The organism is Streptomyces sp. BK239 (assembly GCF_004217285.1).
Lineage (GTDB): Bacteria > Actinomycetota > Actinomycetes > Streptomycetales > Streptomycetaceae > Streptomyces.
In genome coordinates this window covers 220,074-238,960 of the sequence record NZ_SHKS01000005.1, presented here as the reverse complement: position 1 = coordinate 238,960, position 18,887 = coordinate 220,074, and the positions used below count along the sequence as shown (strand labels likewise).

The 18,887-nt window shown below is 68.9% G+C and carries 23 protein-coding genes; 4 read left to right on the top strand and 19 right to left on the bottom strand.

From position 1 onward, the window contains the following. Window positions 1–47: 47 nt before the first annotated feature. Genes rpsQ through rpsJ form a run of 11 tightly spaced genes read right to left on the bottom strand, consistent with a single transcriptional unit; the run spans window position 48 to window position 5,426 of the window. Window positions 48–332, bottom strand: a complete 285-nt coding sequence (gene rpsQ / locus EV567_RS17520; RefSeq protein WP_067249205.1) for a 30S ribosomal protein S17 — start codon at window positions 330–332, stop codon at window positions 48–50. After that, window positions 332–556: a 50S ribosomal protein L29 gene (rpmC, locus tag EV567_RS17515; protein ID WP_130441061.1), complete on the bottom strand. Its 225-nt coding sequence runs from the start codon at window positions 554–556 to the stop codon at window positions 332–334. Before rpmC ends, rpsQ begins: the two co-directional genes overlap by 1 nt. Beyond that, window positions 556–975, bottom strand: a complete 420-nt coding sequence (rplP, locus tag EV567_RS17510) for a 50S ribosomal protein L16 (RefSeq protein WP_003992362.1) — start codon at window positions 973–975, stop codon at window positions 556–558. The genes rpmC and rplP overlap by 1 nt, the downstream gene beginning before the upstream one ends. Before the next feature lie 5 nt (window positions 976–980). Next, a complete protein-coding gene (gene rpsC, locus EV567_RS17505) occupies window positions 981–1,808 on the bottom strand; it encodes a 30S ribosomal protein S3 (protein WP_130441059.1) in 828 nt (275 codons plus the stop codon). Further along, complete coding sequence (rplV, locus tag EV567_RS17500) at window positions 1,808–2,155, bottom strand: 50S ribosomal protein L22 (RefSeq protein WP_030174537.1); 348 nt, start codon at window positions 2,153–2,155, stop codon at window positions 1,808–1,810. The genes rpsC and rplV overlap by 1 nt, the downstream gene beginning before the upstream one ends. Before the next feature lie 42 nt (window positions 2,156–2,197). After that, window positions 2,198–2,479 (bottom strand): 30S ribosomal protein S19, encoded by a 282-nt coding sequence (gene rpsS, locus EV567_RS17495; RefSeq protein ID WP_130441057.1) that lies wholly within the window; start codon window positions 2,477–2,479, stop codon window positions 2,198–2,200. A gap of 12 nt (window positions 2,480–2,491) precedes the next feature. Further along, a complete protein-coding gene (rplB, locus tag EV567_RS17490; protein ID WP_030788280.1) occupies window positions 2,492–3,328 on the bottom strand; it encodes a 50S ribosomal protein L2 in 837 nt (278 codons plus the stop codon). A 40-nt stretch (window positions 3,329–3,368) separates the two neighbouring features. After that, the gene (rplW, locus tag EV567_RS17485) at window positions 3,369–3,788 is read right to left on the bottom strand and encodes a 50S ribosomal protein L23 (RefSeq protein ID WP_130441055.1); all 420 of its coding nucleotides are present in this window, start codon (window positions 3,786–3,788) and stop codon (window positions 3,369–3,371) included. Then, on the bottom strand, window positions 3,788–4,447 hold the full coding sequence (gene rplD / locus EV567_RS17480) for a 50S ribosomal protein L4 (protein ID WP_130441053.1): 660 nt from the start codon (window positions 4,445–4,447) through the stop codon (window positions 3,788–3,790). Before rplD ends, rplW begins: the two co-directional genes overlap by 1 nt. Before the next feature lie 8 nt (window positions 4,448–4,455). Beyond that, window positions 4,456–5,100, bottom strand: a complete 645-nt coding sequence (rplC, locus tag EV567_RS17475; RefSeq protein WP_130441051.1) for a 50S ribosomal protein L3 — start codon at window positions 5,098–5,100, stop codon at window positions 4,456–4,458. A 17-nt stretch (window positions 5,101–5,117) separates the two neighbouring features. Further along, the gene (rpsJ, locus tag EV567_RS17470) at window positions 5,118–5,426 is read right to left on the bottom strand and encodes a 30S ribosomal protein S10 (protein ID WP_003948644.1); all 309 of its coding nucleotides are present in this window, start codon (window positions 5,424–5,426) and stop codon (window positions 5,118–5,120) included. A gap of 1,037 nt (window positions 5,427–6,463) precedes the next feature. Here rpsJ and EV567_RS17465 point away from each other — a divergent pair. Next, window positions 6,464–6,706, top strand: coding sequence for a hypothetical protein (locus EV567_RS17465; protein WP_130441049.1), 243 nt, complete (start codon window positions 6,464–6,466; stop codon window positions 6,704–6,706). An 82-nt stretch (window positions 6,707–6,788) separates the two neighbouring features. On the opposite strand, the gene EV567_RS17460 is transcribed toward EV567_RS17465, so the two are convergent. Both EV567_RS17460 and EV567_RS17455 read right to left on the bottom strand, forming a co-directional pair. After that, entirely contained in the window at window positions 6,789–8,228 is a 1,440-nt protein-coding gene (locus EV567_RS17460; RefSeq protein ID WP_165430409.1) for an ABC transporter permease, read from the bottom strand. A gap of 3 nt (window positions 8,229–8,231) precedes the next feature. After that, the gene (locus EV567_RS17455; RefSeq protein WP_130441045.1) at window positions 8,232–9,008 is read right to left on the bottom strand and encodes an ABC transporter ATP-binding protein; all 777 of its coding nucleotides are present in this window, start codon (window positions 9,006–9,008) and stop codon (window positions 8,232–8,234) included. A 137-nt stretch (window positions 9,009–9,145) separates the two neighbouring features. On the opposite strand from EV567_RS17455, the gene EV567_RS17450 reads away from it, so the two are divergent. Together EV567_RS17450 and EV567_RS17445 are read left to right on the top strand one after the other, a co-directional pair. Further along, window positions 9,146–10,432, top strand: a complete 1,287-nt coding sequence (locus EV567_RS17450) for a sensor histidine kinase (protein WP_242620869.1) — start codon at window positions 9,146–9,148, stop codon at window positions 10,430–10,432. Beyond that, a complete protein-coding gene (locus EV567_RS17445) occupies window positions 10,429–11,109 on the top strand; it encodes a response regulator transcription factor (RefSeq protein ID WP_130441680.1) in 681 nt (226 codons plus the stop codon). The genes EV567_RS17450 and EV567_RS17445 overlap by 4 nt, the downstream gene beginning before the upstream one ends. 81 nt (window positions 11,110–11,190) lie before the next feature. Here EV567_RS17445 and tuf read toward each other — a convergent pair whose 3' ends face one another. From tuf to EV567_RS17420, 5 genes are all read right to left on the bottom strand, one after another. Beyond that, on the bottom strand, window positions 11,191–12,384 hold the full coding sequence (gene tuf / locus EV567_RS17440) for an elongation factor Tu (protein WP_130441043.1): 1,194 nt from the start codon (window positions 12,382–12,384) through the stop codon (window positions 11,191–11,193). Between the two features lie 155 nt (window positions 12,385–12,539). Next, window positions 12,540–14,666, bottom strand: a complete 2,127-nt coding sequence (gene fusA, locus EV567_RS17435) for an elongation factor G (RefSeq protein ID WP_130441041.1) — start codon at window positions 14,664–14,666, stop codon at window positions 12,540–12,542. A 39-nt stretch (window positions 14,667–14,705) separates the two neighbouring features. Then, window positions 14,706–15,176, bottom strand: coding sequence for a 30S ribosomal protein S7 (gene rpsG / locus EV567_RS17430; protein WP_130441039.1), 471 nt, complete (start codon window positions 15,174–15,176; stop codon window positions 14,706–14,708). A gap of 2 nt (window positions 15,177–15,178) precedes the next feature. Further along, a complete protein-coding gene (rpsL, locus tag EV567_RS17425) occupies window positions 15,179–15,550 on the bottom strand; it encodes a 30S ribosomal protein S12 (RefSeq protein ID WP_003948652.1) in 372 nt (123 codons plus the stop codon). A gap of 253 nt (window positions 15,551–15,803) precedes the next feature. After that, the gene (locus tag EV567_RS17420; protein WP_242620868.1) at window positions 15,804–16,847 is read right to left on the bottom strand and encodes a glycosyltransferase family 2 protein; all 1,044 of its coding nucleotides are present in this window, start codon (window positions 16,845–16,847) and stop codon (window positions 15,804–15,806) included. Between the two features lie 148 nt (window positions 16,848–16,995). Between EV567_RS17420 and EV567_RS17415 the strand changes: the two genes are divergently transcribed. Beyond that, window positions 16,996–18,273, top strand: a complete 1,278-nt coding sequence (locus tag EV567_RS17415) for a glycosyltransferase family 39 protein (protein WP_130441037.1) — start codon at window positions 16,996–16,998, stop codon at window positions 18,271–18,273. 54 nt (window positions 18,274–18,327) lie between these two features. On the opposite strand, the gene EV567_RS17410 is transcribed toward EV567_RS17415, so the two are convergent. Further along, the gene (locus EV567_RS17410; RefSeq protein ID WP_407071599.1) at window positions 18,328–18,861 is read right to left on the bottom strand and encodes a DUF1707 and DUF4190 domain-containing protein; all 534 of its coding nucleotides are present in this window, start codon (window positions 18,859–18,861) and stop codon (window positions 18,328–18,330) included. Window positions 18,862–18,887: the final 26 nt, after the last annotated feature.

Sequence of the window (18,887 nt, the reverse complement as noted above, 5' to 3'; positions counted from 1 at the left end):
GGGGTTTGCCGCAGGCGTACTTGCTGCAATTCCCTTGCGGGAATTACCTACTTGGCCTTCTCGAGGATCTCGACGACGCGCCAGCGCTTCGTCGCGGACAGCGGCCGGGTCTCCATCAGGAGGACGCGGTCGCCGACACCCGCGGCGTTCTGCTCGTCGTGGGCCTTGAGCTTGTTCGTACGGCGGATGACCTTGCCGTACAGCGCGTGCTTCACACGGTCCTCGACGGCGACGACGACGGTCTTGTCCATCTTGTCGCTGACGACGAGACCCTCACGGGTCTTGCGGAAGCCGCGCGCCTCTGCGTTCTCAGTCACGTTGTTCTCGCTCATCAGGCGCTCTCCACCGTTTCGATGCCCAGCTCACGCTCGCGCATCAGGGTGTAGATCCGCGCGATGTCCTTACGGACCGCCTTCAGACGGCCGTGGTTCTCGAGCTGTCCGGTCGCCGCCTGGAAGCGGAGGTTGAACAGCTCTTCCTTGGACTCGCGGAGCTTCGCGAGAAGCTCCTCGTTGCCCAGCTCGCGCAGCTCTGACGCCTTGGTACCGGCCGACATCACGCTTCACCTGCCTCGCGCTTGACGATCTTGCACTTCATCGGCAGCTTGTGAGCCGCACGGGTCAGGGCCTCGCGCGCGATCTTCTCGTTGGGGTACGACAGCTCGAACATCACGCGTCCGGGCTTGACGTTGGCGATCCACCACTCCGGAGAACCCTTACCGGAACCCATGCGGGTCTCGGCCGGCTTCTTCGTGAGCGGGCGGTCCGGGTAGATGTTGATCCAGACCTTGCCGCCACGCTTGATGTGACGGGTCATGGCGATACGAGCCGCTTCGATCTGGCGGTTCGTCACGTACGCCGGGGTCAGCGCCTGGATGCCGTACTCGCCGAACGCAACCTGCGTCCCACCCTTGGACATACCGTTGCGCTTCGGGTGGTGCTGCTTGCGGTGCTTGACCCTACGGGGGATCAGCATTTCGGTCAGGCCTCCGTTCCGGTGCTCTCAGCCGGAGCAGCCGCGGGGGCCTCGGCCTTGGGGGCCTCGGCGCCGGCAGCCTGCTGCGGCTTGCGACCGCGACCGCCACGCTCGCCACCGCGGCCACCACGGGCCGGGCGGTCGGCGCCGCCACGGGCCGGGCGGTTGCCGGCGCGGGCAGCAGCGTTCTCGGCGCGGACCTCGGCGATGTTCTTGACGTCGCCCTTGTAGATCCAGACCTTCACGCCGATGCGGCCGAAGGTCGTCTTGGCCTCGAAGAAGCCGTAGTCCACGTTCGCGCGGAGCGTGTGCAGGGGCACACGGCCCTCGCGGTAGAACTCCGAGCGGGACATCTCGGCGCCACCGAGGCGGCCGCCGCACTGGATCTTGATGCCCTTGGCGCCGGCCTTCATGGCGGACTGCATGCTCTTGCGCATGGCCCGGCGGAAGGAGACGCGGGAGGAGAGCTGCTCGGCGACGGCCTGAGCGACCAGCTGAGCGTCCGTCTCGGGGTTCTTGACCTCGAGGATGTTCAGCTGGACCTGCTTCTTGGTCAGCTTCTCCAGGTCGCCGCGGATACGGTCGGCCTCCGCGCCGCGACGGCCGATGACGATGCCCGGCCGGGCGGTGTGGATGTCGACGCGGACACGGTCACGGGTGCGCTCGATCTCCACCTTCGAGATGCCGGCGCGCTCCATGCCGGACGTCATCATCCGACGGATGGCGACGTCTTCCCCGACGTACTCCTTGTAGGACTTGTCGGCGTACCAACGCGACTTGAAGTCGGTCGTGACACCGAGCCGGAACCCGTGCGGGTTTACCTTCTGGCCCATTACCGGGTCCCTTCCTTGCTGCTGACGACCACGGTGATGTGGCTGGTCCGCTTGCGGATCCGGTAGGCGCGGCCCTGGGCGCGCGGACGGAACCGCTTCAGGGTCGGGCCCTCGTCGACGTAGGCCTCGGAGACGTAGAGGCTGTCGGCGTCAGTGTGGTCGTAGTTGTGCGCGGCGTTGGCGATGGCGCTGTCCAGCACCTTGCCGACCGGCACGCTCGCGGCCTGCGGGGCGAAACGCAGGACCGCCTGAGCCTCCGTGGCGTCCATGCCACGGATAAGGTCCACCACGCGGCGGGCCTTCATGGGCGTGACGCGGATGTACCGCGCCTGGGCCCTGGCTTCCATGGTTGTCCTTCCAGTGTCTGTCATGGTCATTCCACCCCGCTACTAGCGGCGCTTCGACTTCCGGTCGTCCTTGACGTGACCCCGGAAGGTGCGCGTCGGCGAGAACTCGCCGAGCTTGTGGCCGACCATCGACTCGGTGACGAACACCGGAATGTGGGTCTTGCCGTTGTGCACCGCGATCGTGTGGCCCAGCATGCTGGGAGTGATCATCGAGCGACGGGACCAGGTCTTGATGACGTTCTTGGTACCGGCTTCGTTCTGGGCGTCCACCTTCTTCACGAGGTGGCCGTCGACGAAGGGTCCCTTCTTGAGACTGCGCGGCATCTAAACCCGCTCCTAGCGCTTCTTGTTCGTCTTGCGGCGGCGGACGATGTACTTGTTCGAAGCCTTCTTCGGCGAACGAGTACGACCCTCCTTCTGACCCCAGGGGCTGACCGGGTGGCGACCACCGGAGGTCTTGCCCTCACCACCACCGTGGGGGTGGTCAACCGGGTTCATCGCCACACCGCGAACGGTCGGGCGGACGCCCAGCCAGCGCTTGCGGCCGGCCTTGCCCCAGTTGATGTTGCTCTGCTCGGCGTTGCCGACCTCGCCGACCGTGGCGCGGCAGCGCTGGTCGACCAGGCGGATCTCACCGGACGGCATGCGCAGGTGGGCCATCGAGCCCTCCTTCGCGAGCAGCTGCACCGAAGCGCCGGCGGAGCGGGCGAACTTGGCGCCGCCACCGGGACGGAGCTCGATCGCGTGGATCGTGGTACCGACCGGGATGTTGCGGAGCGCCAGGTTGTTGCCCGGCTTGATGTCGGCCCCGGGACCGTTCTCGACGCGGTCACCCTGCTGCAGGTTGCGCGGGGCGAGGATGTAGCGCTTCTCGCCGTCGGCGTAGTGCAGCAGCGCGATGCGCGCGGTGCGGTTGGGGTCGTACTCGATGTGCGCGACCTTCGCCGGCACGCCGTCCTTGTCGTGACGACGGAAGTCGATCACGCGGTAGGCGCGCTTGTGGCCACCGCCCTGGTGGCGGACGGTCACACGACCGGAGTTGTTACGGCCACCCTTGCTGTGCAGGGGGCGGACCAACGACTTCTCCGGCGTGGACCGCGTGACCTCGACGAAGTCGGCGACGCTGGAGCCACGACGGCCCGGCGTAGTCGGCTTGTACTTGCGGATTCCCATTTTTCAGTCCTCGTCCGATATCGGACGATCCGGACCGCCCTCAGGCGGTCGGACCGCCGAAGATGTCGATACGGTCGCCCTCAGCAAGGGTCACGATCGCGCGCTTGGTGGCGGCACGCTGGCCGAAGCCCGTCCGGGTCCGCTTGCGCTTGCCCTGGCGGTTGATCGTGTTGACCCCGGTGACCTTGACCGAGAAGACCGCCTGGACGGCCTGCTTGATCTGGGTCTTGTTGGCGTTCGGGTCGACGATGAACGTGTACTTGTTCTCGTCGAGGAGCGCGTAGCTCTTCTCCGACACGACCGGCTTCAGCAGCACGTCACGGTGGTCCGTGTACGCCTTGCTGGGCGCGGTGACGACGGTGTTCTTGCCCTCGGCCTCGTGGCGGCGGGCCTTCTTCAGGCGCGCTTCCTTGGCCTTCTTGGCAGCCTTCGAGGCGATAGCGGGGTGACGGATAGCCATCAGACCTCGCTCCCTTCGGTGTCGTTGGCCTTGTTCGGGCCGGCGACGAAGGACTCGAAAGCGGCCTGGGTGAAGACCACATCGTCCGAGACGATCACGTCGTACGTGTTCAGCTGGCCCGGCTCCAGGATGTGGACCTGGGGCAGGTTGCGGGCGGACAGCCACGCGGCCTCGTCGGCGCGGTCGACGACCAGGAGCAGGTTCTTGCGCTCCGAGATCTTGCCGAACAGCGACCGGGCGGCCTTGGTGGAGGGGGTCTCGCCCTCGATCACGCCGGTGACGACGTGGATGCGGTTGTGGCGGGCCCGGTCGGTGAGGGCGTGACGCAGCGCGGCAGCCTTCATCTTCTTCGGGGTCCGCTGCGAGTAGTCACGCGGCACGGGACCGTGCACGACGCCACCGCCGGCGAACTGCGGCGCGCGGGTCGAGCCCTGACGGGCGCGGCCGGTGCCCTTCTGGCGGTACGGCTTCTTGCCGCCACCACGGACTTCACCGCGGGTCTTGGTCTTGTGCGTGCCCTGACGGGCAGCCGCGTTCTGCGCGACGACGACCTGGTGGATCAGCGGGATGCTGACCTTCTCCACGCCGAAGATCTCCGCGGGGAGCTCGACGCTACCGGTCTTCTCGCCGGCAGGCGAAAGGATGTCAACAGTGCTCATCGGTTACCTCAGGCCCCCTTGGCCGCGGTGCGGACCAGGACGAGGCCGCCGTTCGGACCCGGGACAGCGCCCTTGATGAGCAGCAGACCCTTCTCCGCGTCAACGGCGTGGACGGTCAGGTTCTGGGTGGTGACGCGCTCGTTGCCCATGCGACCCGCCATGCGGAGGCCCTTGAACACGCGGCCCGGGGTGGCGCAGCCACCGATGGAACCGGGGGAGCGGTGCTTGCGCTGGGTGCCGTGTCCGGCGCCGAGGCCCTTGAAGTTGTGACGCTTCATGACACCGGCGAAGCCCTTGCCCTTGCTCTTGCCGGTCACGTCGACCTTGACGCCGGCCTCGAACACCTCAGCGGTGATCTCCTGGCCGAGGGTGTACTCGCTGGCGTCAGCGGTACGGATCTCGACGAGGTGGCGGCGGGGAGTGACGTCGGCCTTCGCGAAGTGGCCCTTGAGGGGCTTGTTCACCTTGCGCGGGTCGATCTCGCCGAACGCGATCTGGACGGACTCGTAGCCGTCGATGTCGTTCGTGCGCACCTGGGTGACGACGTTGGGGCCGGCCTTGACGACGGTGACCGGAACAACACGGTTGTTCGCGTCCCACACCTGCGTCATGCCGAGCTTCTCGCCCAGGATGCCCTTGATCTGCTTAGCCATTCTCAGATCACCGGCCTTCAGAGCTTGATCTCGATGTCGACACCGGCCGGGAGGTCGAGTCGCATCAGAGAGTCAACGGTCTTGGGGGTCGGGTCGAGGATGTCGATCAGGCGCTTGTGCGTGCGCATCTCGAAGTGCTCGCGCGAGTCCTTGTACTTGTGCGGCGACTTGATGACGCAGTACACGTTCTTCTCAGTGGGCAGCGGCACCGGGCCCGCGACCGACGCACCAGTGCGGGTCACCGTCTCGACGATCTTCTTCGCCGAGGAGTCGATGACCTCGTGGTCGTAGGCCTTGAGCCGGATGCGGATCTTCTGTCCCGCCATGGCTACTCAGTAGTCCTTTGTCTCGTTTAACGCTCTGGAACCCGGTGTTCCGTAACCCGCCCCTCCGACCCACGCGGTCGGGTGTGTCGCGCCCCCGCTGACACAGATGCCCCTTGTTCGAGCATCCCCTGTCGGGAAACGCGGCCCTTCCGGAACCGCAGGCCGGGGGCGGAAGCCCACCGGGTGCCTGGCCAGTGGCGCACTGACACTTCCCGAAAGATTCCCGTACGTCCGCTCCAGCGCTGCCATGAGGCAGTTGGGGCGACGAGTACTGTGGGACTCGCTTCCGGTCCTCCCGGCGGGAGGCGCGCAGCATCAACACTCGACCGAGCAACCCCGCTAGTCTGCCATACGGGGCGGGATCTACGCCAATCGAGCCGGAGAGAATACCCCGGACGTGACGCAGGTCAAACAGGCGCTCCCTTGACGACCGGCGGGGCGGGCGCGGATGAGCACGGGAACGGGGCGAGCGAACCGCCGGAGAAGAAGATTCCGAGGTCACGGCTCGACGACTACGCGGAGATGGCGGAGCCGCCGCGGAAAGAGCCGGCCGCAGTACCCGCCGACCCACCTCCCCGTGGCCGACTAAATGGAGCTGTGCGCAACAGGCAACTGGCCCCCCAGGAAGGGATAGCGAGGTGTCCCTCCCCCACGATCGCGCCGCTGCCTGGCTGAACGCCACGTACCGGGGTCTGGTAGGCCCCAACACCCGTGGCTGCTCCCCTGCCGGACAGTGCCCCAACCCGGATCTCCGCGGACGCCGATGCCGGCGGCCGGGTCGCGTCAACGCCCTCGACTGCGGCGGGAGATCGGCGGCCACGAGGCCACGGGCAACCTGCTCTACGCCCACGACATCATCGTGGCCGAGCCGCCGCGAGCCGCGCTGGGCACTGCTACTCAGGCGGAACACACGAGGCGGATGGGTAGGCGTCCTGATGTCGCGGGGTCACCGATGCCGGTGTAGTGGAACCATGACGACGCAGACCGCAGTGACCCAGCTTCCCGCGCCCCACACAACGTGGTGGAGAGCCCCCCTCGTGGCCTCCGTGATCGGACTGCCGGTTCTCGCGACGGAGTACGCCGTCGTCCGGGACCACGACGGCATGGGGCAGTACGGAGGCCTGATCTACACGGCGCTGGCGCTGTATGCCCTCGCCTGGGGCCTGCCGCACCGTCTCTCGCTGCGGCTGCCCCGCATCCTGGCGGCCGGTGCGGCACTGTTGATCACGCTCTTTCCGGTGGGGTTCCTGGTGCTACTGGCCGCGATGGTCTCCGCCTGACGTACGACCTGACGCACCAGGCAGGGCCGGCCAGGCACTCCCCCACGGTGTGCGCCGGCCCCGCGGGCCGTCCCCGAACCCCTCAGTCCGCGGTCCGCGTTGCCCTTACCGCCTTCGTCCGCAGGGCGGAACGGGCAGGGACCAGCACCCCCAGCAGGCCCAGGACGGTGCAGCCTGCCACCACCCACGTCAGCTGACCCCAGGGCAGGGCCGCTGCCGTCTCCACGCCGAACGGGGTCAGCCGCCGGGACAGCACCGCGAGGAAGACGCCGACCACTGCGCCCGCGGTGGCTACGCCGGTGATGACCACGGCCAGCGCCTCCCACAGGAGCATCCGCAGCAGCTGCCCGGTCGTACCACCGGTGAGGCGCAGCACCGCGAACTCCCGGCGCCGCTGCCGGGTGGCCAGCAGCAGTGTGTTGAGGATGCCGACGCCGGAGAAGGCGATCAGTGGCGCCATCAGCGTCTTGACGGCGACCGCGTTCCGCCGTCGTTGCCGGTCCGCCTCGATGCCCACCGGGACGCCACCGGCCCGTACGGCCGCTCCAGGGGGCTCGGCGGTCCGCGTGCTCGCCGTCCGACGGGCCTGCGCCCCCTCGACCTCTCCGGCGGCGGCCGCGGAGCAGAGCAGCAGCGCACTCAGGCCGACGGCGATGAGCACGGGCCCCGTCATGGCCGCCGTCCGCCGCGTCGCGCTCCCGGCGTTCACCGTCGCCAGACACCCCGTGTACCGCGACAGCATCCGGCCCGGGCCGGCGCCCACCACCGTCAGCGGGCGCACGAGCACCGGCATGAGCAACCAGGCGGTGAGCAACAACATGAGGCCCAGCGCCATCGCACCGTCGACGGCGTCGTCCGCGCCGACGCGGTGCTCGTAACGCCGGTGGACCGCCAGTGCCAGCGCGAGCATCAGCAGTACGGAGATCACCCGGCCGGTGGGCATGGCGCGCCGCGGCACCTCGGCCTCCCGCAGCGAGGTCAGCGCGCCCATGCGGACGGGCCGGTGCACGGCGGTGAGCGCCGCGAACACCGCGATGACCGCCGTGCACAGGGGCCCCGTCAGCGCGCCCGTCACCGAGAAGTGCGCCTCGGGACGGGCCGGGAGGACCTCGTTGCGGACGAGCCAGTCCAGCGCGGGACCGGTTCCGGCGGTGCCGAGGATCGAGCCGGCCAGTCCGCCGGCCAGGGAGACGAGCAGCGCCTCACCGACGAGCTGGAGCCGGACCTGGGCCGGCGTGGCCCCGATGGCCCGCAGGACGCCGAACTCCCGCAGCCGCTGGTCGACCACAAGGGAGAAGGTGTTGGCGACCAGGAGCAGTGCCGCCAGACCGGACGTGCTGCCCACGAGCCCCATGAGGGACTCCGCCGACCGCACCGCTCCGTGTCCGAGGCCGGACAGCCGTACCCGGTCCAGGATCGTCGCGAGCGCGGTGATGAGGGCGGACGTCATGACGACCACCAGGAGCGAGCCGAGGTACTGGCCGATCCGGGCGCTGAAGGAGTTCGCCACCAGCGAGAACACCGTTCAGCCCCCCAGTGCGGCCAGCCGGGCCGCGATCGTCCCGGCCGTGACCTGGGGGCCGCGGAGGCGGTCGACGAGTCGTCCGTCCGCGAGAACCAGCACCTGGTCGGCCCAGGCGGCCGCCCGCGGATCGTGGGTCACCATGATCACTGTGGTGCCGAGGCCGTCCACCGCGTCCCGGAGCAGAGCGAGGACATCGCGACCGGATGCTCGGTCCAGGGCGCCGGTGGGCTCGTCCGCGAAGACGACCTCGGGCCGGGTGATCAGGGCACGTGCCACGGCGACCCGTTGCTGCTGCCCGCCCGAGAGTTCCACGGGGCGATGTCCACGACGGTCGGACAACCCCACCCTGGCGAGCAGCTCGTCCAGCCGGGACCGGTCGGGACGGCGACCGCCCAGGCGAACCGGCAGCGCCACGTTGTCCGCCACGTTCAGCGCGGAGACGAGGTTGAAGTTCTGGAAGACGAACCCGATGTGCCGCCTGCGCAGCAGTGTGAGGCGTCGCTCCGACCAGCCGGTGACGTCCCGGCCCCCGATCTCGACGCTGCCCGAGGTGGCCCTCTCCAGACTCGCCGCACAGTGCATGAGGGTGGACTTGCCGGAGCCGGAAGGCCCCATCACCGCGGTGAAACCGGCCGCCGGGAAGTCGTGGTGGACGTCGTCCAGTGCGGTGACCGCCGTCCCTCCCCCGCCGTACACCTTGGTCAGGGAGCGCACCCGGACCGCGTGAGGAGGGCCGGTAGTAACGTGAGGCACGAGCGCCGCTTGTGGTGTGGGCATGCCTCAAGTCAACGCCGTGGCAAGGGCGTTGTCGGTGGAGAACGGTGGACGTCCGGGGTGGAGACAGCTCTACCCCGGGTGGCCCGCTGCCCGTCTCCGGGATCGGGGGGCTGACCGAGGACAGTTATGGGGGGCCGGTGACGAGCTGGGGTCCGGTGGCGGCAGGCGCGCGGCGGAACGCCCGGCAGACGGTCCGGGCCGTCCTGTACCTGGCCGGCGGGCTGCCCACGGGACTGGTGTGGCTCGTGTCCTGCACGGTCCTGCTGGGCATCGGTGTGGCGACGCTGCCTCTGGTGGTCGGGGCCGGGCTGGTCTGCGCGGCCGCCCTGTCGGGGATCCCGCTCGCCGCGGTGGAGCGGTCACGCCTGAGATGGTTCTCCGGCGGCGAGACCCCCCGCGGCGGCTTGCGCGGACGGCTCGGGCCTGCGGGCGGCGGGCCGCTGACTTGGGTGGGGCGGCGACTGACCGAGCCGGCGACGTGGCGGGAGCTGGCTTACGCCGTGGTGCACAGCGCCCTGTCCCTCGCCGAGTTCGTGCTCGTCCTGGCGAGCGTGGTCATTCCCGCCTCCCTGCTCACGGCTCCCCTGTTGCGCCTGTTCACGCCCGACGGCCGACTCCGCGTGGCGGTCTTCCTGGCGGACTCGACTCCCCAGGCGCTCGTGCTGGTGCTGTGCGGCGGTGTGTGCCTGGCGCTGTCGTACGTCGTCCTCACCCGGTACGCCGCGCTGCGGGCGCGTCTGTCCGCTGCCGTGCTCGCCCGGGACGCCGACGCCCGGGACAGGGACCAGGAGCGGCACATCGGCAGTCTGGTGCGGTCCAGGGCGCGCATCCTGGACGCCTACGACGCCGAGCGCCGACGCATCGAACGCGATCTGCACGACGGTGCGCAACAACGCCTGACGGGGCTGGTGATGACGCTCGGCCTGGCCCGCCTGGCCGTGGCCGACAGCGGTCCCGAGACGCGTGAGCTGGTGGAACGGGCCCATGAGCAGGCGCGCCTCACACTGACCGAGCTGCGGGACCTCGTCCACGGCATCTTCCCCGCGATCCTCGCCGACCGCGGTCTGACCGCCGCTCTGACCACGCTGGCCGAGGAGTTCTCCCTGCCCGTGACCACCGACCTGGAGCCGGGCGGGCGTCCTGACGACGCCGTGGAGGCGGCCACGTACTTCGTGGCGTGCGAGGCGCTGTCCAACGTCGCCAAACACAGCGGAGCCACCGAGGCCCGGCTGTCGCTGCGACGGACCGGTTCGCGCCTGGTGCTGGAGGTGTACGACAACGGTCGCGGCGGAGCCGACGCGGAGGCCGGCAGCGGATTGACGGGACTGGCCGACCGGGTCGCCGCCCTGGAGGGGACCGTTCATCTGTCGAGCCCGCTCGGCGGGCCGACCCTGTTACACGTGGAGATACCGTGCGCATCGTGATCGCGGAGGACTCGGCGCTGTTGCGCGAGGGCCTGGTGCAGATCCTCACCAAGTTCGGTCACCAGGTGGTCGCGGCCGTGGACAACGCGCCCTCGCTCCTGGCCGAGGTGCGCACCCATGCGCCCGAACTGGCCGTCGTCGACGTCAGGTTGCCGCCCGGCTTCCGTGACGAGGGGCTGCGCGCCGCGGTCGCGTTGCGCCGGGAGCATCGCGGGCTCGGGGTGCTGGTCCTCTCGCAGTATCTGGAGGCGGACTACGCCGCAGAACTGCTGGGAGCCGCGGACCAGGAGGACGGGCCGATCCCGGGGGCGAGGGGGACCGAGGCGTCCGCCGGGGTCGGCTACCTGCTGAAGGACCGGGTCGGCGACGTGCTGGACTTCGTCGGCCAGGCCCAGCGGGTCGCCGACGGTGAGACGGTCGTCGACCCGGCGATCGTCCGGCGTCTGCTGGGAACCCGCCGTGGACGTACCTCGGTACAGGACCTGACCCCCCGCGAGACCGAGGTGCTGGCCCTCATGGCCGAGGGGCGGTCCAACTCCGCGATCGCCCGCGCCCTGACCGTCAGCCAGGCCGCGGTCTCCAAGCACATCGGCAACATCTTCGACAAACTCGGTCTGCACACCAGCGACGCCGACCACCGCCGCGTCCTCGCGGTCCTCGCGTATCTGCGGCGCTGACGCCCGGCACACGCGAAAGGGCCCGTACGACCGGAGTCGTACGGGCCCTTTCAGGTCAAGTGACCTTCAAGCAAGCGGGACTTACTTGTTGATCTTGGTGACCTGGCCGGCGCCCACGGTGCGACCACCCTCGCGGATGGCGAACTTCAGGCCCTCCTCCATGGCGACGGGCTGGATGAGCTCCACCTTCATCTCGGTGTTGTCACCCGGCATGACCATCTCGGTGCCCTCGGGGAGGGTCACGACGCCGGTCACGTCCGTCGTACGGAAGTAGAACTGCGGGCGGTAGTTGTTGAAGAACGGCGTGTGGCGGCCACCCTCGTCCTTGGACAGGATGTAGGCCTGCGCCTCGAACTCGGTGTGCGGGGTGACCGAGCCCGGCTTGATGATGACCTGGCCGCGCTCGACGTCCTCGCGCTTGATGCCGCGGAGCAGCAGACCGACGTTCTCACCGGCCTGGCCCTCGTCGAGCAGCTTGCGGAACATCTCGATACCGGTGACCGTGGTGGTGGTCTTCTCGGTCTTGATGCCGATGATGTCGACGGTCTCGTTGACCTTCAGGACACCACGCTCGATACGGCCGGTGACGACCGTACCGCGACCGGTGATCGTGAAGACGTCCTCGATGGGCATGAGGAACGGCTTGTCGACGTCGCGCTCCGGCTCCGGGATCGCGCTGTCGACGGCGTCCATGAGCTCCAGGACGGACTGGCCCCACTTGTCGTCGCCCTCGAGCGCCTTGAGCGCCGAGACCTTGACGACCGGGACGTCGTCGCCCGGGAACTCGTACTCGGAGAGGAGCTCACGGACCTCGAGCTCGACGAGCTCCAGGATCTCCTCGTCGTCCACCATGTCGGCCTTGTTCAGGGCGACGACGATGTACGGAACGCCGACCTGGCGGGCCAGGAGCACGTGCTCCTTGGTCTGCGGCATCGGGCCGTCGGTGGCGGCGACCACGAGGATCGCGCCGTCCATCTGCGCGGCACCGGTGATCATGTTCTTGATGTAGTCCGCGTGACCCGGGCAGTCGACGTGGGCGTAGTGACGCGCCTCCGTCTGGTACTCGACGTGCGCGATGGAGATGGTGATACCGCGCTGGCGCTCTTCGGGAGCCTTGTCGATCTGGTCGAAGGCCGAGGCCTCGTTCAGGTCCGGGTACTTGTCGTGCAGCACCTTGGTAATGGCGGCCGTGAGGGTCGTCTTACCGTGGTCGATGTGACCGATGGTGCCGATGTTGACGTGCGGCTTAGTCCGCTCGAACTTCGCCTTCGCCACTGGGGTCCTCCTGTGGAGTGGTTCTGTACGCCTTGCTTCAACGGCGCCAGGTGATCTTTGCTGGGAAGCCCGGGCCCAGGGGCAAACATCCGGGAATGCGGTTGTTTGCCCCGTGAGGCTCCGGAGTCAAGCCTAAAGCGTGTGAACGCGGTGCGTTACTCGCCCTTGGCCTTCGCGATGATCTCCTCGGCGACGTTCCGCGGAACCTCGGCGTAGGAGTCGAACTGCATCGAGTAGCTTGCGCGACCCGACGTCTTGCTGCGGAGGTCGCCGACGTAGCCGAACATCTCCGACAGGGGCACGAGGCCCTTGACGACGCGGGCGCCCGCACGCTCCTCCATGGCCTGGATCTGGCCACGGCGGGAGTTGATGTCGCCGATGACCTCACCCATGTAGTCCTCGGGCGTGGTGACCTCGACGGCCATCATCGGCTCGAGCAGCACGGGGCTGGCCTTGCGCGCGGCCTCCTTGAAGGCCTGCGAACCGGCGATCTTGAACGCGAGTTCGGAGGAGTCGACCTCGTGGTAGCCACCGTCGATGAGCGTGACGCGGACGCCCGTCATCTCGTAGCCGGCCAGGATGCCGAACTGCATGGCCTCCTGCGCACCGGCGTCCACCGAAGGGATGTACTCCTTCGGGATACGGCCACCGGTGACCTTGTTCACGAACTCGTAGGAGGCGTCTCCGCCTTCGATCGGCTCGATCGCGATCTGCACCTTGGCGAACTGGCCGGTACCACCAGTCTGCTTCTTGTGCGTGTAGTCGACGCGCTCGACGGCCTTGCGGATCGTCTCACGGTAGGCGACCTGCGGCTTGCCGACGTTGGCCTCGACCTTGAACTCACGGCGCATACGGTCGACCAGCACCTCGAGGTGCAGCTCGCCCATGCCGCCGATGATGGTCTGGCCGGTCTCCTCGTCCGAGTGGACCTGGAAGGACGGGTCCTCCTCGGCCAGGCGCTGGATGGCGACACCCAGCTTCTCCTGGTCGCCCTTGGACTTGGGCTCGATGGCGACCTGGATGACCGGCGCCGGGAAGTCCATGGACTCCAGGATCACCGGGTTCTTGTCGTCGGACAGCGTCTCACCGGTGGTGGTCTGCTTCAGGCCCATGACGGCGACGATGTCGCCGGCGCCCACCGACTCGATCTCCTCACGCTTGTTGGCGTGCATGCGGTAGATCTTGCCGATGCGCTCCTTCTTGCCCTTGACGGAGTTCAGCACGGCGGTGCCGGACTCCAGGCGGCCCGAGTAGACCCGGACGAAGGTGAGCTTGCCGAGGTGCGGGTCGCTCATGATCTTGAACGCCAGGGCGGACAGCGGCTCGTCCTCGGACGGCTTGCGCTTGATCACGACCTCGGGGTCCTTGACGTCGTGGCCCTCGATGGCCTCGACGTCGAGCGGGGTCGGCAGGTAGCGCACGACCGCGTCGAGCAGGGGCTGGACGCCCTTGTTCTTGAACGCGGTGCCGCAGAACACCGGGGTGACCGTGGTGTCGCTCGACTTGCCGGACGCGATGGTGATGCGACGGATCGCGGCGTACAGCTGCTCCACGGTGGGCTCCTGGCCCTCCAGGAACAGCTCCATGATCTCTTCGTCGTTCTCCGCGACGGCCTCGACGAGCTTGTTGTGCCACTCCTCGGCAGCCTCGGTGTGCGTGGCCGGGATGTCGACGACGTCGTACATCTCGCCCTTCGCGGCCTCGGCGGACCACACGAGCGCCTTCATGCGGACCAGGTCCACGACGCCCTTGAAGTCGGCCTCGGCACCGATCGGCAGCTGCATGACGAGCGGCTGGGCGCCCAGGCGGTCCGAGATCATGTCCACGCAGCGGTGGAACTCGGCGCCGGTGCGGTCCAGCTTGTTGACGAAGCAGATGCGGGGCACGCCGTAACGGTCGGCCTGACGCCACACCGTCTCGGACTGCGGCTCGACACCGGCGACACCGTCGAACACCGTCACGGCACCGTCGAGCACGCGCAGGGAGCGCTCCACCTCGACGGTGAAGTCGACGTGACCCGGGGTGTCGATGATGTTGATGGTGTAGTCGTTGTCCTCGAGCGGCCAGTGACAGGTGGTCGCAGCAGACGTGATCGTGATGCCACGCTCCTGCTCCTGCTCCATCCAGTCCATCGTGGCGGCGCCGTCGTGGACCTCACCGATCTTGTACGAGACGCCGGTGTAGAACAGGATCCGCTCGGTGGTGGTCGTCTTGCCCGCGTCGATGTGGGCCATGATCCCGATGTTGCGGACCTTGGCCAGGTCAAGTGAAGTGGTAGCCATAAGGCTTCAGTCTTCTCTCGGTCTCGATGTGGGTAGCGACTACCAGCGGTAGTGCGCGAAGGCCTTGTTGGACTCGGCCATCTTGTGGGTGTCCTCACGCTTCTTCACAGCGGCGCCGAGGCCGTTGGACGCGTCGAGGAGCTCGTTGAGCAGGCGCTCGGTCATGGTCTTCTCGCGACGGGCGCGGGAGTAACCGACCAGCCAGCGCAGCGCCAGGGTGTTGGCGCGACCGGGCTTGACCTCGATCGGGACCTGGTAGGTGGCGCCACCGACACGGCGGGACTTGACCTCGATGGTCGGCTTGATGTTCTCGAGCGCGCGCTTCAGCGTGATGACCGGGTCGTTGCCGGTCTTGTCGCGCAGGCCCTCCATGGCGCCGTAGACGATGCGCTCGGCGGTCGAGCGCTTGCCGTTCAGCAGCACCTTGTTGATGAGGGAGGTCACCAGAGGAGAACCGTAGACCGGGTCGATGATGACCGGGCGCTTCGGGGCGGGGCCCTTACGAGGCATTCTTACTTCTCCTTCTTGGCGCCGTAACGGCTGCGGGCCTGCTTGCGGTTCTTGACACCCTGGGTGTCGAGGGAGCCACGGATGATCTTGTAGCGAACACCCGGCAGGTCCTTCACACGGCCGCCGCGCACGAGCACGATGGAGTGCTCCTGCAGGTTGTGTCCCTCACCCGGAATGTAAGCGGTGACCTCGATCCCGCTGGTCAGACGCACACGCGCGACCTTACGCAGGGCCGAGTTCGGCTTCTTCGGGGTGGTCGTGAACACACGCGTGCAGACGCCACGACGCTGGGGCGAACCCTCGAGTGCGGGCGTCTTGTTCTTCTCGACCTTGTCCTGCCGGCCCTTACGGACCAGCTGCTGGATCGTAGGCACTACTTCTCCGGTTTCTGTGTGCCGAGTTGTACAGCTAACCTGGAACTTCGCCGACCCACGCGGTCGGGTGTGTCGAATCCGGCGGACTTCCGCCGCGAGGCAGAGAGACGCAGATCACAGTGGCCGCTCACGGACCCCCCGGTGCGGTTCATGGCACGCACGGGGGCCAGGGCACACCCCAGGCACAAGGTCTGAGCGTACCGAGCGCAACCACTCCGGTCAAAACAGAGGCGGTACGCCCGACTGGCCGAGGTCACCTTCCCGGGCTGGGTGCTCTCCGTGGTGTCCGCGGCGCGGGACCGCTCCCGACGCCCTCGGGGTCGCCGTCGGAGTACGCCGTGTCCCCGCCCACGAAGTACGTCGGCCGGTTCTGCACCGCCGTGTAGATACGGCCCACGTACTCGCCCAGCAGGCCCACGCAGACCAGCTGCACCGCGCCGATGAACAGCACGCCGGTGAAGAGCGAGGTCCAGCCGGGGACGGTGTGGTCGAACGCGTGGGCGGCGAGGGTGTAGACCATCAGCCCCAGGCAGACCAGGAAGGCGAAGCCGCCCAGCCAGGTCGCGATGCGCAGCGGGGCCGCCGAGAAGCCGGTGACGCTGTCCACGGCGAGCCGGATCATCCGCCCCAGCGGGTACTTGCTGACGCCCGCCGGACGCGGGGCGCGCTCGTAGGTGACCCGGCCGCTGGGGAAGCCGAGCCAGGGCACCAGGAGGCGGTAGACCCGCTGCTGGTCCGGCAGGGCCTTGAGAGCGTCCACGGCGGCCCGGCTGAGCAGCCGGAAGTCGCCGGCGTGCGCGGGCACCGAGGGCCCGGCCAGCCGGCGCACCAGGCGGTAGTAGAGGCCGGCGGTCCAGCGCTTGAAGCCGGTGTCGCTGGCCCGGTCGGCGCGGATGCCGTAGACGATGTCGAGGCCCTCGCCGCGGGCGAGCGCGAGCATCTCGGGGATCTTCTCGGGCGGGTCCTGGAGGTCCGCGTCCAGGCTCACCACGTACGCCCCGAGCGCCCGGTCGAGTCCCGCGGTCAGGGCGGCCTGGTGGCCGGAGTTGCGGCGCAGCCGGATCACCCGCAGTTCCGGCCAGCCCAGCCGGAACGCGGCGAGCAGTTCGGCCGTGCGGTCGCCGCTGCCGTCGTCGACGGCGACCACCTCGTAGCCGACGCCGAGGGAGGCCAGGACCGGGCGAAGCCGGGTGACCAGCGCGGGAAGTACCTCTTCCTCGTTGTACATGGGGACGACGACCGACAGGACGGTCGGCGCGGCCGTCGCGGCTGTGACACCCGTGGGTACGACGTCCATGGGATCCCTCGCTTCAGTCACCCGCCCGTCCCCCAACCTGTGGCGTGAATGTGCGACTCTGGTGTGATCTTACGACTGACACTTCACGACCATCCGGACAGTGGTTCCTCGGGGATCCGATGGTCGGGGCCGAGGGGGGTCCACACTCATGAGCACGGCTTCCAGCAGCGCGGCGACGGATCCCGCCGTGCCCGGCGAGCGGGAGGCGCGGCCCCGGAGACTGAGCCGCCTCACCCTGCCGGCCGGTGTACGACCGTACCGCGCCCCGCTGCTCCTGTACGGCGTGACCAAGCTCGTCGGTCTCACCGTCTTCGCCGTGCTGCTGGAGGCCGCCGGGGACTACGAGAAGAAGGAGCCGCGGTTCGGCGGCGGCGCCCACTGGTGGGACGTCCTCGGCACCTGGGACGGCTGGTGGTACCTCCAGGTCGCCGAGAAGGGGTACGACCCGGGGCCCCTGGAGCGGCTCGCGTCGGGCGGGCTGTTCACGGTGAAGCAGAACTCCGTCGCCTTCTTCCCCCTCTACCCCGGCATGATCAGGGGCGTCTCCGAGGTCACCGGACTCGGTCTGTTCGGCTCCGGACTCCTCGTCTCGGTGGTCGCGTCCTTCGTCGCGGCGGCCGGGATCTACGCCGTGATCTCCACGCTCGCCGGCGTCCGGGCCGGCACGATCGCCGCCGGGCTGTGGGCCGTGGCGCCCGGCGCGGGCGTCGAGTGGGCGGTGTACTCGGAGTCCCTGTTCGTGGCGATCGCGGCCTGGTGCTGCTACTGCGTGATGAAGCGCCGCTGGGTGGCCGCGGGGCTGCTCGCCTTCGTCGCGGGGCTGAACCGGCCGACGGCCGCCGCGCTCATCGGCGCGGTGGGGCTGGCCGCGCTGGTGACGCTGGTCCGGCGGGAGAGCCGGCGCGAGCACGGGGTGGCCGGGCCGCTGTACGCCATGTTCGCCGCGCCGCTCGGCCTGATCACGTACATCACCTGGGTCAGCCTCAACATGGGCTCCTTCACGGCGTACTTCACGCTCCAGCGCGAGGGGTGGGCGCACTACTTCGACTTCGGCGCCTACACGCTCGACGTCCTCGGCAACATCGCCGTCGGGCACGACCACTACCTGTTCTCGTTCACCACGTCCGACCTCATCGCCGTCCAACTGGTGCTGGCGCTGCCGTTCCTGATCGCGCTGATGCTGCGCAAGAAGCCGCCGCTGGTGCTGGTCGCGTACACGCTGGCGAGCGTCGTGACCGTGCTGGGCACCCAGCAGATGTTCGGCAACACCCCGCGCTACCTCCTGCCGGTGTTCCCGCTGCTGCTCGGCCCGGCGGCCGCGATGAGCCGGCTGAAGTGGCCGAGCCTGACGGTGTTCTTCACCACGGCGGCGCTGGCGTCGGGCTGGTACGCGCACTACGTGATGTTCGAACTGGGCATCCCGTAGCGGCCGGTGGCTCCCGTGGACGGCGGGGGCTCCCCCCACCTGCCGGGGGCGTGCTCAGCCGTTCGATGACGAGCCCACGGCCAGCAGCATGATCGCCACAAGGAACACCCAGCCCGCCACCGCCAGCCAGCCCAGGATCAGGCCGGCCAGCGCGAGCCCGTCGCCGCCCTCCCCCGTGCGGCGGATCTCCGCGCGCGCCGAGTGCCCGAGGATCACCGCGGGGATGCCGGTGATGCCCGCCGTCATCGTGGTGAGCACACCGCAGACCATGGCGCCGATCGCCTTGCCGTTCGTGGGCGGCGGCGGAGCGGGCAGAAAGGTGCGCGGAACCGCCGGGGGATAGGCCTGGAACGCCGGCTGGACGGGCACGGGCCCCTGCGGGAGGTCGGCGACGACGAGGGACAACTCCCCCACCGTACGGGCCTGGTAGACCCGCGCCACCCGCTTGTCCAGCTCGGCCTGCTGCAGGCGTCCCTCGGCGAAACCGGCTCTGAGCACGTCGACGGCGCGCTCGCGGTCCGCGTTCGCGGCCAGCATCGACGGGCTGCTCTGGCCCTGCCACGGCTGCCATGGCGACGGAAACGACACGGGCACCTCACCTCCCCCGGACAGGC